Origin of the sequence: Rhizobium sp. BK538, from assembly GCF_014197575.1 — a bacterium.
GTDB lineage: Bacteria > Pseudomonadota > Alphaproteobacteria > Rhizobiales > Rhizobiaceae > Rhizobium.
Window position 1 is genome coordinate 134,065 of the sequence record NZ_JACIFT010000008.1, and the last position, 14,871, is coordinate 148,935.

The following is a 14,871-nucleotide window of genomic DNA, read 5'->3' on the forward strand; positions in this document are numbered from 1 at the left end:
CCGCCGAAGAAAAATCAGCATCTAGAATCAGTTAACAGATTCTTACCTTTTCCTCTGGACAAGGCGAATCACCAGTGATTCATTGAGTTAGGTTCGGGCGAGCGGCGCTGCGAATCACACGAGGGATCAAGGCTGAAGAGATGATGAACGTGCGGCGGGCAACCGCAGCCGACGGGCGGCTGCGTGTCGATTTCGACGGCCTCCTGGCCTGGCGTGATAGCTTTTCAGCCAATCGCTCAAGCGTTTCCTTGTCGTCCTCGCGCAACCTGTCCCAGGTCGAAATCGTCCTGAAGCGAATTATTCCAATCCTGATCGTGGCCTTCCTTGCGGTTGTGGCTGCGTCGCATTTTTTCGGAATGGTCTCCGAGTACAGTCGAACCGAGGCTGCGGCCCGTCACGCCACCGCGCTCGCCGCCGCGACCGCTGCTGCGGCCTTCGCCGATGCCGACCAGATATTCGAGGCCGCCGACGCCGTGCAGGCGCAGGCTCGGCTGGCGCGCTTCCTGCCGCAGGACCGCCTGGACGACGACGCCTTCGTGCTGCTGGTGCAGCCGAACGGCAAGGTGTTTGCAGCCACGGCGGCCGGCTCAGCCTATCTTGGCGCCAGCGTCGGTGATTTCTTCGCGGAGATCTCGGCAATCCGCCGTTTCGGCGATCGCGCTGGCGTCATCGAGACGACGATCAGCGACCGTCCGTACTACGCCGAGATTACCCTGATCGGCGGCTCCGGCGGGTATGTCGTCGCCGCGACATCGCTGGAGCGGATCGGCAAGCTCTGGCGGGACGAAGTCACGCTAAACGTGACACTCTTCGCAGGCATCTCCTCGATCCTGCTCGTCATCCTCTACGCCTACTACATGCAGGTGAAGCGCGCCCGCGATGCTGACGATATCTTTGTGGAGTCGAACCTCCGCGTCGAAACGGCGCTGTCGCGCGGCCGCTGCGGGCTTTGGGATTTCGATTTCGACAGGCGCGAATTTTACTGGTCGCGCTCGATGTACGAGATGCTTGGCCTTCCCGGTTCAGACCGGATGATGTGCTTCAGCGATGCGGCCCGCCTGATGCATCCGGATGACGGCGGTGTTTACGAAATCGCCCGGTCGATTGCCCGCGGCGATGCCGGCCAGGTCGATCAGATCTTCCGCATGCGGCATGCCGGCGGTCACTATGTCTGGATGCGAGCCCGCGCCCAGGTGATCCGCACCAATTCCGGCCGCGTTCACATGATCGGCATTGCGATGGACGTGACCGAGCAGCATCGCCTAGCCCAACGCTACGCCGAGGCCGACCAGCGACTGGCAGACGCCATCGAATGCACATCGGAAGCTTTCGTGCTCTGGGACAAGAACGACCGTCTCGTCATGTGCAACGCGCACTTCCAGCAGGCATATGGACTTCCGGATAGCGTTCTGGTTCCAGGGACCGAGCGCACAGTCGTCAACGCCGCGGCGGCTCGCCCCGTCATCGAACGCCGGATCGCTGACGCCGACGGCTCCGGATACTCCCGCACGACGGAAGTCCAGCTTGCCGACGAGCGCTGGCTGCAGATCAATGAGCGCCGTACGCGCGACGGCGGCATGGTGTCGGTTGGCACTGATATCACCTTGCTGAAACGCAACCAGGAGCGTCTGCGTGACTCCGAACGCCGGCTCATGGCGACCATCGGTGACCTCTCCGCTTCCCGCCAGACTCTGGAAAGCCAGAAGGCCGCGCTCTCCGTTGCGAACTCCAACTATCTGGTTGAGAAGGAGCGCGCGGAGGGCGCCAATCGGGCAAAGAGCGAGTTCCTGGCAAATATGTCCCACGAGCTTCGGACGCCACTCAACGCAATCCTCGGCTTTTCGGAAATCCTGCAGGATCAGATGTTCGGCCCGCTCGGCTCATCGAAGTACAATGAATACGCGCGCGACATCCACGACAGCGGCAAACATCTTCTGAACGTCATCAGCGACATTCTCGACATGTCGAAGATCGAAGCCGGCCACATGAAGCTCGAGTGCGAGGCAATCGATCTTGCGCCGCTCATCGAAGAAAGCCTTCGCTTCATTGCGATCCCGGCAGCACAGAAGAATATCTTCGTAGAACAGCGCATTTGCGATGGGATGCGGCTGACTGCCGATCGCCGCGCAATGAAGCAGATCCTGCTCAACCTGCTTTCCAACGCCGTGAAGTTTACCAACGAAGGCGGCCGCATCGCCGTTCGCACGCGTCGCACCAACAGCGGCGTCATGCTGACGATTGCAGACACCGGCATCGGCATCCCTCGCGCGGCGCTCGGCAAGATCGGCCAGCCCTTCGAGCAGGTCCAAAACCAGTACGCGAAAAGCAAGGGGGGTTCTGGGCTCGGCCTCGCCATCTCGCGTTCTTTGACGACCCTTCACGGGGGCAAAATGAAAATCCGCTCGCGCGAGGCGATCGGCACGGTCATTTCACTGCACATCCCGAACAACGGTCACTAGGCTTTCACTACCGTCTGAAAAATCTTCCTGACGGCTTTCGAAAGATGTTTGATCTCTCCTTCGAGCGTCTTGATATCCGGGCAGTCGCCCGCACGGGAAACGAGATCCGTGAGGCCCGCCGGAGCCTCCTTGGGATCGAACAGGCCGTCGATGCACAGGCGGATCAGCTGCGAAATATCCGTATAGAGCGACAGCGCCGCCAGGCAAAGCTCCATGTCGTCGCGGTCCATCAGCTCCACCCCGAGAAGCTTCACCTGCCCCGCCGTGTTGAAGTCATCCCCCTCAACGACGATGCCTTTCGTCGAGGCAACGAGCCGCAGATACTGCGCGATGAATTCGATGTCGATCAGTCCGCCCGGAATAAGCTTCAGGTCCCATATGCTGGTGGGCGGCTTTTCCTGCTCGATCAAGGCGCGCATCTCGGACACGTCCTTGGCGATCTTCTCTACATCGGTCTTCGAAAGGAGCACGTCGGCGATGATCCGCTCGGCCTCACTGATCAGCACTCTGTCACCGCACACGAGGCGGGCACGCGTCAGCGCCATGTGTTCCCAAGTCCAGGCCTCTTCACGCTGATATTTTTCGAAGGACTTGATGCGGGTAGCGACCGGCCCTTTGTTTCCGGACGGCCTAAGGCGCATGTCGACCTCATAAAGTACGCCCTCCGCCGTCGGCGCCGAGAGCGCCGAGATCAGCCGCTGCGTGACGCGGGTGAAGTAGCGCGTCGCGTCGAGTGGCTTGGGACCTGAGGATTCCGCCGCTTCATCGTCGTAGTCGTAGAGCAAGATGATATCGATATCGGAGCCGGCGGTGAGTTCGAAGCTCCCGAGCTTGCCCATGCCGACGACAGCCACCCGGCCACCCGGAAAATCGCCATGTGCCGTCCTGATCTCCTTCATCACGGCATCGAGCGCCGCTTCGAGGACGAGATCGGCCAAATGCGTGAAGGCGCGGCCGGCCATGGCCCCCCGGATCGCGCCGGTCAGCAACCGGATGCCGATGAGGAAGCGCTGTTCGTCTGCGAAGATGCGCAGTCGATCCAGCACCTCCTCATAGTATCGTGCCGGCGCGAGAAAGCTGCGGATGCGCTCGGCGAGATAGGCGCGCGTCGGCAATTCGGCCATCAGCCCGGGATCGAGCATGCCGTCGAAGACATGCGGTTTGGCCGCGATGACCTCCGCCAGCTTGGGAGCCGAGGACATGATGTTGACTATGAGCGATAGAAGCGCCGGGTTGCTGCCGAGGAGCGAAAACAGCTGAATGCCGGCGGGCAGGCCTGACAGAAAGCTGTCGAAACGCAGGATCGCCTCATCGGCGCGTTTGCTCTCCCCGAACACGCGCAACAGTTCCGGTGTCAGTTCGGTCAAGCGCTCGCGCGCCTCGACCGACTGCGTCGCCTTGTAGCGACCGTAGTGCCAGGTACGGATAACGCGTGAGATATCGGAGGGCCGTTCGAAGCCCAGCTTGCGCAAGGTGTTCAACGTATCGGGGTCATCGGCCTGCCCGGTAAAAACCAGATTGCCTGTTTCCGTCGAAAGCTTGGTCTCCTGTTCGAAAAGGCGCGCGTAGCGCCGCTCGACGGTTTTGAAGACCTCGACCAGGCGCGCGGCAAAGCTCGCCGTATCGTCGAACCCCATCATGAAGGCGGTGCGCTTCAGATCGGTTTCGGTCTCGGGCAGAAGATGCGTTTGCTCGTCGTGCGCCATCTGAATTCGATGTTCGACGTCGCGAAGGAACCAATATGCCTCGGTCAACTCGTCCCGCGTTTCCTCGTCGATCCATTTCGCCCTTGTCAGCTCCGCCAACGTCTCTTCGGTGCCACGGCAACGAAGAGACGGCATCCGGCCGCCGGCGATCAATTGCTGTGTCTGCGCGAAGAACTCGATCTCGCGGATGCCGCCGCGGCCGAGCTTTACATTGTGTCCCTTGACCGCGATCGCGCCATGTCCCTTGTGGGCATGGATCTGCCGCTTGATGGAATGGATATCGGCGATGGCCGCGTAGTCCAGATACTTGCGAAACACAAACGGAACGAGCCCGCGCAGGAACTGCTCGCCAGCCTCAAAATCGCCAGCGACAGCACGCGCCTTGATGAAGGCGGCGCGCTCCCAGTTTTGCCCCCTACCCTCATAGTAGATCATGGCCGCGTCGACGGGGATGGCAAGCGGCGTTGATCCCGGATCGGGCCGCAGCCGCAAGTCGGTGCGGAAGACGTATCCATCCGCCGTCCGCTCCTGCATGATCCGCACAAGCCGTCGCATCAGCCGCGGGAAGATATCGATCGCGTCGTCGGGATCCGCGACGATTCCCGCCTGTTCATCGAAGAAGACGACCAGATCGATATCGGATGAGTAGTTGAGCTCGGAAGCCCCGAGCTTGCCCATCCCGAGAATGATCAAGCCAGACCCCTCGCTTGGAGCGGCGACGTCCTTCAGCGCGATCTTGCGGCCGTCATGAGCGGCCAGAAGGAGGTGATCGATAGCCGCAGCAACAGACGCTTCCGCAAGCCGGGTGAGCCAGGCAGTCGTCGCACGGCCATCGAATACCCGCGCCAGATCGGCCAGAGCGACAAGGAAGGCGACCTTGCGCTTGACGATGCGCAGGAGGCTCATGACTTCGGCCTCGCTGGGCGGCTCGCCGTTTCCTTGGGGCCTCCAGCAGGCCCTTGCCTCCGCAATCAGCGCCTCAATCCGAGGCTCCAGCGGCTCCGAGATCGCATCCGCGAGGATCGCCGTATCGATGTTCGCAATCTCACGCAGGTAGGGAGACAAGGTCAGCGCAGCCGTGATGAAGTCGCGAAGGTTGCTTTCCGCCGTCAGCATCTCGGCCACTGCAGGCTCGCTCTTGCCGATCTTCTGGAGATCTGCCTGTGCAAGTTTCAGCTCGCTCTTGTTCAGCGGCTTCAGCAACCCGTCGGCTACTTCAGCAAGGCTATGCCTCGAACTCGTCAGCATGCACCCTCCCTGGCGAATAGAACCGAGAACCGCCGGGGAGAATCATAGCAACTTCCGGCAATTGCGATCTAAGGTAGGGTCTGCGGCGGCGATGGCCAACACCGAATTCGATCCGCCGCCGCCGCGCTCCTGCAACGCTACTTCACTGGAAAGATCATGCTGACGGTAAGACCTCGCTTTTCCTGGCTTTGCGGATCCGTATCGGACAGTTCGAGCTTACCACCGTGTAATTCCATGACCGCCTCGACCAATGAGAGGCCAAGGCCGGTGCCGGGTTTGGAGCGGCTTTCATCCAGCCGCACGAAGCGCTTCAGCACATCTGCTCGCTGCTCGGCTGGGATACCGAGCCCACGGTCAGCAATGGAGAGGCAAATGCCATCAGCGCGGCGGAGCAGTGTCAGCGCAATATCGCCGTGGCCCTCCGCATCCGAGGAATACTTGATAGCATTGTCGATGAGATTGAAAATCGCTTGGCCGATCAGCTCGCGATTGCCCTGCACTTCGATACCAGGCTCGATCGACGACGTAAGCGCCAAGCCTGCTTCGTCGGCGACGGGCTCATAGAGTTCGGCACTGTCCGCTACGATGGCCGAGAGATCGACAGGCGACATTTCAGCGGCGACAGAGCCCGCCTCAACACGCGAAATCATTAGTAGGGCGTTGAACGTGCGGATCAACTGATCGGACTCGGAGATGATTCCTTCGAGGGCGGTGCGCCGCATCAAGCCGTCAGTGGTATCCAGGGCGTCGGCGGCCTTGTTGCGCAGCCGCGTCAGCGGCGTCTTCAGGTCATGCGCAATATTGTCGGAGACCTGCCGCAAACCCTCGTTCAGCTTCTCTATCCGTCCGAGCATCGTATTGAGCGAGACAGAGAGGCGATCGAACTCGTCGCCAGAGCCCCCAACCGGAAGACGCTGCGAGAGATCACCTGCCATGATCTTCTTGCTGGCATCGGACATGCGGTCAATGCGCTTCAGGGCGTTCCGACCGATCCCGAACCAGATGACGATGGCCCCGAGACCCATGATCGCGAGAGCGATCATCAGCGCCTGCCGGACCAGCCCGCGAAATGCCTCGGGCTCGCCCAGGTCGCGGCCGATCAGCAGGCGCAACCCGTTGTCCAGCACGAAAATGTTAGCGACCGCCATATGCCGGCGGCTGAGGCCGCTATCCGCATAGCGCTGATACATGAAGGGCAAGGAAGTCCACCCCTCTTCATCGAGCACACCGGGCTGCACGGACGCGACGTTCCCGGCGAGAATATCGCCTGAAGGACCCGCAATAATATAGAGATTGGCGCCCGGCTGGCGCGCGCGGCGTTCCATCGTGCGCAGAAGAAGATTCATGCCGCCGGTATCGTACGCTCGCTGGACCTGATCCACTTCCTGCTGCACGGCTTCGCGGATCTGGTTGGTCAGAAGCCGCTCGGACATTGCCGTCACATAGAAGACCAGCGTCGCGGCGCAGATGGCAAAGAGCAGGATGTAAAGTGCCGAAAGGCGGACTGCCGTGGACTTGAAGAGAAACCAGAAACGGTTCATCCCTCGTCCTTGATCATATACCCCGCGCCGCGAATGGTCTTGAGAAGCGGCTGGCTGAAGTCCTTCTCGATCTTGGACCGCAACCGCGAAACATGCACGTCGATAACGTTGGTCTGTGGATCGAAATGGTAGTCCCAGACATTCTCGAGAAGCATCGTGCGAGTGACGACCTGGCCGGCGTTCTTCATCAGATATTCAAGGAGACGGAATTCGCGCGGCTGCAGCGGTATCTCCTTGCCGCCGCGACGGACCTCATGCGCGAGCCGGTCGAGTTCCAAGTCGCCGACACGATAAACAACGTCCTGGTCCGGCGTGCCTTTACGGCGACCGAGCACCTCGACACGGGCGAGAAGCTCACTGAATGCATAGGGTTTCGGCAGATAGTCGTCGCCACCTGCCCTGAGACCGGTAACACGATCGTCCACCTGACCGAGAGCGGAGAGAATGAGAACAGGCGTGTGAATTCCCTTGCGGCGCAATTCGCTGATAACGGACAGACCGTCGCGGCGCGGCAGCATGCGATCGATGACGATCACGTCGTAGGTGTTTTCCGAGCCCATGAAGAGCCCGCTTTCGCCGTCGCTTGCATGGTCGGCCACAATGCCGGCCTCACGAAACGCCTTGGTAAGGTAGACCGCTGCTTCCAGATCGTCTTCGATGATGAGAATCTTCATGCGGCCGACATTACCCGCCGGTTGCGTTTCGGCAAGGCTCAAAGCTTCTTCCTGTCGCACAGAGGTCATTGCAATCACCCTACGATATTGGCGAAAGGAAGCCGCGCCCAGAAGGCGCGGCTCCCACTCTGTCAGGGTCGGAGGATTAACCCTGGTCGTTGATCGGAAGGGCGACGAAGCGGCTGCCGTCCTTCGACTGGATCTGGAAGAGTGCCCGGGTGCGGCCATCCTTCTTCGCCTGGTTCAGGACCTTGACGACATCGTCGGCGCTCGAGACTTCCTGATTATTGACCGAGGTGATCTTCTCGCCTTCTTTGATGCCCTTGTCGGCAGCGTCGGAGTCCGGATCGATACCGGTGATCTGCAGGCCCTTGCCATCGTCAGAAGGACCAACCGTCAAGCCGAGATCAGCGAGTGCCTTTTCCGAAGCAGGAGCCTGGCTTTCCGGTGCCTGATCGCCGTCGTCAGCGGAAGCATCCTTCTGTTCGGCCGGCAGCGTTCCGAGTTCGACCGTCAGGGACTGAGCCTTGCCGGAGCGCCAGACAGAAAGCTCGACCTTCTTGCCGGGTGTCATGGCGCCGATACGGCGGCTCAGATCGCGGGCATCCTTGACCGTCTCGCCGTTGACGGCGGTGACGACATCGCCAGCCTTCATGCCTGCCTTCTCACCCGGAGTGCCCGCCTGAGCGGAGACTACAAGGGCGCCGCTTGCCTCGGAAAGGCCGAGCGAGTCGGCAATGTCCTTGGTCACGGGCTGGATCTGAACGCCCAGGTAGCCGCGGGACACCTGCCCGTCCTTCATGAGGTCGGCAACGACGTCCTTGGCCGTAGACGCCGGGATGGCAAACGCAATACCTACACTGCCACCGGACGGAGAGAAGATCGCGGTGTTGATGCCGACGACTTCGCCATTGAGATTGAAGGTCGGGCCACCGGAGTTACCGCGGTTCACCGCAGCGTCGACCTGCAAGTAATCATCATAGGGACCAGAACCGATGTCGCGGCCACGGGCCGAGACGATACCGGCTGTTACCGTACCGCCGAGACCAAACGGGTTGCCGACCGCGACAACCCAGTCGCCGACGCGAACATTGTTGTCATCTGCCCAGTTGACGTAAGTGAACTTGCGGCCCTTGCCATCAACCTTCAGAACGGCGAGGTCGGTACGCGGATCCTTGCCGATCAACCTGGCGTCGAGTTCGGTGCCATCGTTCATCACTGCAACGAATGCTGCGCCATCGGAAACGACGTGGTTGTTGGTGACGATGTAGCCATCCTCAGAAATGAAGAAGCCGGAGCCCTGGGCAACCGGACGCAGACGGCCCTTGCCATCCTGCGGGCCATGATGCCCCTGAGGACCGCGGCGGCCCTGCTGGCCCTGCGGACCCTGCTCACCGAACTGGCGGAAGAAGGGCTTCAGGGCATCCGGAAGATCGTCGAAGCCGCGACCATTGAAGTCGAACGTGAAGCCGTTCGCCTCATCATCGGACACCGGTTTGACGCGGTTTTCGACACGCACCGAAACAACTGCCGGCGAGACGGCGTCGACGACGTTCGCGAAGCTCGGAACGGACGGAGCCTGAACCTTTACGGCTTCGGCATAGGAACGGGTGATTTCGAGGGGAATACCGGTCGCAAGCACCGCAGCGGCAAGACCGGCGACGGTCGAAGCCTTCAGCGCGGTATTGAGCGACGGAGCTTTGATATTCTTGAACATGAGTGGCACCTTCTTTGACTTCAACATCTACAGGATCAGGATGACCGGATCGGTTGATGAAGGAAGATATAGGACGGCACACCTTACTGCGAACTGTCCGTGCGATGAAAAATTCGTAATGTGCAATACGACCGCATTTCGATCCCGTGCGGCAATCTCTCTCGACGAAAGCGTCGGGAGTCGATAAGCCTCCTCCCTGCAACCGGAGGAGGACGAAACCATGGCCCATGTGGTCACGGGAGAGGATTTTGCGCCAGATACTGCTGCGCTCGCTGCCGTTATCTTCGGTGTCACCGCCTTCGCGGTTGCACAGGGGCTGACCTATCCGCTGATTTCTCTCGTCCTCGAGCATCGCAATGTTTCGCCGAGCCTCATCGGCTTCAACGCCGGTTGCTTTGCGGCAGGTCTGGCTGTGGCGACGTTCGCGGTGACGTGGCTGTCGCGAAAGGTGCGTGGCGATCGGCTGATCGTTGCGGGTCTGATCGGCTGTGCCGTCAGCCTCTCCACCTTCGCGACCTTCGACATCTTCTGGGTCTGGTGCATCGCCCGGTTTTTTCTCGGCTTCTTCGTCAGTTTGATTTTCATGTTGAGCGAGGCCTGGCTCAACACGGCCTGCCCTGACCGCCTGCGCGGGCGCGTCTCCGGTCTCTATGGGGCCGGCATGTGCGGCGGCTTTGCCGCGGGTCCGCTGGTCATTCCGATCTTCGGCACGGAGCAAGGCTTTGCCTTCGCTCTGCTTGCCGTCTACGTCGCCTGCGTCGCCTTTCTGACGATTATCCTCACCAGGCGAGCACGGACGCTTCCCGAACAGGCCGCATCGGGCGCCCTTTTCAAGTTTGTCAAAAGCGCGCCGATCCTGATCTGCATGGTGGTCGCATTTGCATTCGCCGACATTGCCGCCATCTCAGCCATGCCGGTCTATTTCGTCCGGCTCGGCTATTCCGAGGCGTTCGCCGCCGTCAGCGTTACGGTGCTCGCGTTGCCAACCGCGCTTGCCCAACCGGTGGTCGGCTGGCTTCTCGACAAGACCTCGCGCTTCGGCGTCGCCATCTGCTCTGGCCTGCTGGCGGGACTGAGTTTCATCGCAATCCCGTTTCTTCAGTCGCAGGCAGCGATTCTGGTGATGTTCGGCATTATGGGAGCAGCGAGTTTTTCGCTCTACACCTGCGCCCTGACAATTCTCGGCGAACGCTACGCGGGAGACACGCTTGTCGCGGGAAGTGCAGCCTTCGCCCTTGCCTACGCCGTCGGCAGTGCTGTGGGCTCATCCTCGGTGGGCGCGGTAATGGACGTCTACTCGCCGTCGGCAGGACCGATTGCGGCCGGCTGCGTCGTGCTGACGTGTACCGCGGTGCTCGTCGCGTCTGCGGTGCGTGGCCGCCTCCGCAGACAGTCGTAAAGATCACTCATCGAGCAGTTCACTCAAGCGGGCCTGTTCTTCGGCGGTCAGCTTAGAGCCCGTCGGCCGGCCAGCGCTTTTGCGCGCGAAGACGATCAGCGACAGGCCGCCTGCAACAACCAGCAGAAGCGGCGCGCCCCATAGCAGAATTGTCTTCATTTCGAAACGCGGCTTCAAGAGCACGAATTCGCCGTATCGCGAGACGATGTAGTTCATGACCTGCTCGTCGGTGTCGCCATCGGTCAGCCGCTCGCGCACCAGCAAGCGCAGGTCCTTCGCGAGCTCGGCATTGGAATCGTCGATGGACTGGTTCTGGCAGACCATGCAGCGCAGTTCCGCGGAAATCGCCCGGGCCCGTGCCTCCAGCTTCGGATCGGCAAGAACCTCCTCCGGGTTGACCGCAAAGGCCGGCACGGACGAAAGAACCACTGCCAGTGCGAGGACGAAGCGCCGGATCATTCCGCCGGCTCCATCGCTGGACGCGCCGGCTTTGCCCTCCGGCTCGGAGCGCCGACACGCAGGCGCCGGTCGCTCAGCGAGACGAACCCTCCGATCGCCATGATCACTGCACCACCCCAAATGCAGAGGATGAAAGGCTTCCACCAGATGCGCACCACCATGCCGCCGTCGTTCGTCGCATCCCCCAGTGACACATAGAGCTGGCTAAGGCCGAAGGTCAGAATGCCGGCCTCCGTCGTCGGCATCTGGCGCGCCGTGTAGATCCGCTTGGACGACCACACATCCGCGACTTCCACGCCACCGCGACCGATGCTGAAGTGGCCGCGCTCCTCACTGTAATTCGGCCCGTTTGCCGGCCTTATGCCGTCAAAGCGCACGGAATAGCCTCCGGCCTCTACGGTCTGGCCGGGTTTCATTTCGACCACATGCTCGGTTTCAAAAGTGGTCACCACAACGATGCCGAGGACGGCCACGCCAAGCCCGGCATGCGCGAGCGCCGTGCCGAAAGCCGAGCGCGGCAGACCGGCAAGGCGCCTCCAGGCGACTGAAGCTGCAACCTTGCCCACTCCCGCGCGATACCAAAGATCGGCAATCGCGCCGAAAATCAGGAAAAGAGCGGCAGCCAGCCCGAGCACGGCAAGCACCGGCCCCCCATGCTCGACGTAAAAGAACGCGACTGCCGCGACAAAGGCCAGGATCGCGAGAAGATAGAGCCGCTGGAAAACAGCAAGCAAGTCACCGCGCTTCCATGCAAGCAGAGGACCGAAGGGCACGATGACCAAGAGCGGCGCCATCAACAGTCCGAAGGTCATGTTGAAGAAGGGGGGCCCGACCGAGATCTTGTCGCCCGTCAGCGTCTCCAATAGCAGCGGATAGAGCGTGCCGGTCAGCACCGTTCCGCAAGCCACCGTGAGAATGAGGTTGTTGAGGACGAGCGCCCCTTCGCGCGAAATCGGGGCGAACAAGCCGCCTACCGAAAGCCGCGGCGCGCGGAACGCGAAGAGCGACAGTGCTCCGCCAATGAAAATCAGCAAGATGCACAAGATGAAAACGCCGCGCGTGGGATCGCTGGCAAAAGCATGCACCGAGGTCAAAACGCCCGATCGTACAAGGAAGGTGCCCGTCAGCGATAGCGAGAACGTCAGGATGGCAAGCAGAACCGTCCAGATTTTCAGCGCCTCGCGCTTTTCCATGACGAGTGCCGAATGCAGCAATGCCGTTCCGGCAAGCCACGGCATGAACGATGCATTCTCGACCGGATCCCAAAACCACCAGCCGCCCCATCCAAGCTCGTAGTATGCCCAATAAGAACCCATGGCGATACCGAGCGTCAGAAATGTCCAGGCAGCCAGCGTCCACGGCCGCACCCAGCGCGCCCAGGCGGCATCGATGCGCCCTTCGAGAAGGGCCGCCACGGCGAAGGAGAAGCAGACGGAAAAGCCGACGTAGCCGAGATAGAGCAACGGCGGGTGGATCGCGAGTCCGACATCCTGCAGGACAGGGTTGAGGTCCTTCCCCTCTGCCGGAGCCGGATCCAGGCGCATGAAGGGGTTAGAGGTCAGAAGGATGAACAAAATGAAGGCGACCGAAATCCAGGCCTGCGCGGCAAGCACGTTTGCCCGCAACGTGTCAGGCAAATTGCGTCCGAAGGCTGCCACCAGAGCGCTGAACAGCGCCAGGATCAGCAGCCAGAGCATCATCGAACCTTCGTGATTGCCCCACACGCCGGAAAACTTGAAAAGCAGCGGCACCAGCGAGTGCGAGTTCTCCCAGACGTTCGCCACCGAAAAGTCGGAGACGACGTGAGCGTAGGTCAGGACGGCGAACGAGAAGGCCACCAGTGCAAACATCGCCAGGGAGCCGACGGACGCGACGTCCATCATCGCACGGTCGAGGCGTCTTGCACCGATTACCGGAACAACGGAGATCACAAGCGCCGTCGCAAGCGCAAGAATGAGAGCGTAGTGGCCGATCTCGATGATCATTGCGCCGCCTCCCCTTCCTTCCAGAGCCCTTGCGCCTTCAGCTTGTCGGCGACTTCCTTCGGCATGTACTTTTCATCATGCTTGGCCAGCACGGTGTCGGCGGTAAAGACGTCGCTGCCGGTTTCGAAACGGCCCTCGGTCACGACCCCTTGCCCCTCGCGAAAGAGATCGGGGAGAATGCCGGTATATCGTACCCTCACAAGGTCGCCCGTCGCGTCGGTCACGGCAAACTGCACCGTCGATCCCGCGCCACGCACGATGCTCCCCTCGCCGACAAGACCGCCGAGCCGGATCCGGGTTCCGGGCGGCACCGGATTCTTTGCGATATCCGCCGGCATATAGAAATAGGCCACCGACTGGCTGAAGGCGAACATGACGAGCAGCACGGCGGCAATGATGAAACTCATGCCGCCGCCGATGATTGCCAAGCGCTTCTGCTTGCGCGTCATTCCGTCATTCCTTCTGTCGCGATGTCGAGCTCTCGTGCCAGCGCCAGCAGTTGCTTGCCTTGCTCGCTGCTCGCCGGAAACGCTGCCAGTCCGCGCTTCAGAGCTCCAACCGCACGATCCTTGTCCTTCAATACGACATAAGAGCGGACAAGCCGCAACCAGCCTTCAAGATTGTTCGGGTCTTCGGTGAGCTTGGCATCGAGGCTTTCCACCATGCCCTGAATCATTTGTTGCTGGTCGCCAGCTTTCATGTTCTCGGCGGCAGCAACGTCCGCCTGCGTCGGATTGCCCGGCGCGTTCGCAGCGCCGCTCGGCAATGCGCCGCCATTCTTTGCAATATGCTCGGCAACAAGCGGCATCCATGGCGCGTCGGCGGGTGATTGCTTGGCAAGGGCCTCAAAGGCCACCTTAGCCTCTGCAGACCGGCCTGCCTGCTCCATGCCGAGCGCAATATAGAAGCTTGCCTTCGGATTATCGGGCTGCAGCTGAAGCGACTGCTCCAGCACCTTGCGCGCATCCTCGGTGACGACGCCGTTCGAGGTCGCCATCAGCGTCTCGGCAAGCCCGTCCAGCCGCGCCGGGCTTGGCCCGAGCATGCGGATCGCATTCCGGTAGGCATTCTCGGCATCGGCAACGCGCATGGTGTTGAAGTAGATCGGCGCCAGCACGTCCCAGCCCTTGCCGTCATCGGGATTCTGCGCCAGGTGCCGCTCGGCCTTGGCGACCAGGATCGCCATGTCGTTGCCGGGGTTTTCAAGTCGGGCTTCCAGCGGCTGCGACGGCAAATCCGGTCGCCCCACCAGACTGTAAAGACAGAGCCCCACGATCGGCAACATCAGCAGCACGAAGGCTTCGGAGAGACGGTGATGCTTAGAAAGCTTGCGATCGGTGACCGGCGCGGCCGAGACTGTGATCAGGCGTCTGCCGATTTCGGCCCGCGCGTAATCCGCTTCATCGGCTGAGATCAGTCCGCCGGCGCGGTCGCGATCGAGTTCGCGCAGCTGATCGCGATAGACGGCTGCCTCCCCGGCACGCATGTCATCGACCGCTTTGGCGCCACGCAAAAGCGGATAAAGCAGAATGGCAGCGACGGCGGCCGTCAGAGCGGCCACAAGAATCCAGAAAAGCATAGGCGCCAAATACTCGAAGCGAACATCTATTCCAACAAGCAAAGCCGCAATGACGATTATTTGAGGCGTTTGGCCGCAATATGCCGTGAGCGGCTCATCCTATC

10 protein-coding genes are annotated in these 14,871 nt (G+C 61.2%); 2 read left to right on the forward strand and 8 right to left on the reverse strand.

Annotated elements, in window-relative coordinates; all coding sequences use genetic code 11:
* Positions 1–140: 140 nt before the first annotated feature.
* Complete coding sequence (locus tag FHX09_RS11975) at positions 141–2,459, forward strand: PAS domain-containing sensor histidine kinase (protein WP_132592033.1); 2,319 nt, start codon at positions 141–143, stop codon at positions 2,457–2,459.
* Here the strand turns inward: FHX09_RS11975 and FHX09_RS11980 are convergent.
* The 4 genes from FHX09_RS11980 to FHX09_RS11995 all read right to left on the reverse strand — a co-directional run bounded on the left by FHX09_RS11980 (position 2,456) and on the right by FHX09_RS11995 (position 9,345).
* A complete protein-coding gene (locus FHX09_RS11980; protein ID WP_184450019.1) occupies positions 2,456–5,413 on the reverse strand; it encodes a bifunctional [glutamine synthetase] adenylyltransferase/[glutamine synthetase]-adenylyl-L-tyrosine phosphorylase in 2,958 nt (985 codons plus the stop codon). The genes FHX09_RS11975 and FHX09_RS11980 overlap by 4 nt on opposite strands.
* A 137-nt stretch (positions 5,414–5,550) precedes the next feature.
* Positions 5,551–6,954, reverse strand: coding sequence for a HAMP domain-containing sensor histidine kinase (locus tag FHX09_RS11985; protein ID WP_132592037.1), 1,404 nt, complete (start codon positions 6,952–6,954; stop codon positions 5,551–5,553).
* A complete protein-coding gene (locus FHX09_RS11990; RefSeq protein WP_007789174.1) occupies positions 6,951–7,697 on the reverse strand; it encodes a response regulator transcription factor in 747 nt (248 codons plus the stop codon). The genes FHX09_RS11985 and FHX09_RS11990 overlap by 4 nt, the downstream gene beginning before the upstream one ends.
* Positions 7,698–7,773: 76 nt before the next feature.
* Entirely contained in the window at positions 7,774–9,345 is a 1,572-nt protein-coding gene (locus tag FHX09_RS11995; RefSeq protein WP_132592039.1) for a Do family serine endopeptidase, read from the reverse strand.
* Between the two features lie 220 nt (positions 9,346–9,565).
* Between FHX09_RS11995 and FHX09_RS12000 the strand changes: the two genes are divergently transcribed.
* Entirely contained in the window at positions 9,566–10,744 is a 1,179-nt protein-coding gene (locus FHX09_RS12000; protein WP_132592041.1) for an MFS transporter, read from the forward strand.
* Positions 10,745–10,747: 3 nt separating this feature from the next.
* Here FHX09_RS12000 and FHX09_RS12005 read toward each other — a convergent pair whose 3' ends face one another.
* The 4 genes from FHX09_RS12005 to ccmI are packed head-to-tail and all read right to left on the reverse strand — an operon-like array spanning position 10,748 to position 14,767.
* Positions 10,748–11,203: a cytochrome c-type biogenesis protein gene (locus tag FHX09_RS12005; protein ID WP_184450021.1), complete on the reverse strand. Its 456-nt coding sequence runs from the start codon at positions 11,201–11,203 to the stop codon at positions 10,748–10,750.
* A complete protein-coding gene (locus tag FHX09_RS12010; RefSeq protein ID WP_132592045.1) occupies positions 11,200–13,188 on the reverse strand; it encodes a heme lyase CcmF/NrfE family subunit in 1,989 nt (662 codons plus the stop codon). The genes FHX09_RS12005 and FHX09_RS12010 overlap by 4 nt, the downstream gene beginning before the upstream one ends.
* Positions 13,185–13,637, reverse strand: coding sequence for a cytochrome c maturation protein CcmE (gene ccmE / locus FHX09_RS12015; RefSeq protein WP_007789169.1), 453 nt, complete (start codon positions 13,635–13,637; stop codon positions 13,185–13,187). The genes FHX09_RS12010 and ccmE overlap by 4 nt, the downstream gene beginning before the upstream one ends.
* Complete coding sequence (ccmI, locus tag FHX09_RS12020) at positions 13,634–14,767, reverse strand: c-type cytochrome biogenesis protein CcmI (RefSeq protein WP_184450023.1); 1,134 nt, start codon at positions 14,765–14,767, stop codon at positions 13,634–13,636. The genes ccmE and ccmI overlap by 4 nt, the downstream gene beginning before the upstream one ends.
* Positions 14,768–14,871: the final 104 nt, after the last annotated feature.